General features: G+C 35.9%; 1 protein-coding gene. It reads right to left on the bottom strand.

From position 1 onward, the window contains the following. Window positions 1-159, bottom strand: a 159-nt coding sequence (locus NE558_RS14700) for an iron-containing alcohol dehydrogenase (protein ID WP_256150842.1), incomplete at its 3' end; no start/stop codon positions are given. Window positions 160-245: the final 86 nt, after the last annotated feature.

The following is a 245-nucleotide window of genomic DNA, read 5'->3' on the forward strand; positions in this document are numbered from 1 at the left end:
TATTACTTTATCATAGATTCCGTTTTCTTTAATAGAACCCGCACCGTAAACAAGTACAACATTTTTCCCGTATTTAGGAAGCTCCTCATTCAAAAAATCAAGGGAATCTTCTCCGAAATAAAGCTTCGTAGGATTGCAGTAAACAAAATTTCCGTTCATATCACATCGTCTCCTTTTCATTTATCTCATTATCTTCTCTTGATATCATACTCCTTTCCCCCTGCTTCATGTCAAGTGTTTCTTCC

Origin of the sequence: Anaerotignum propionicum (genome assembly GCF_024461735.1) — a bacterium.
Taxonomy (GTDB): Bacteria; Bacillota; Clostridia; order Lachnospirales; family Anaerotignaceae; genus Chakrabartyella.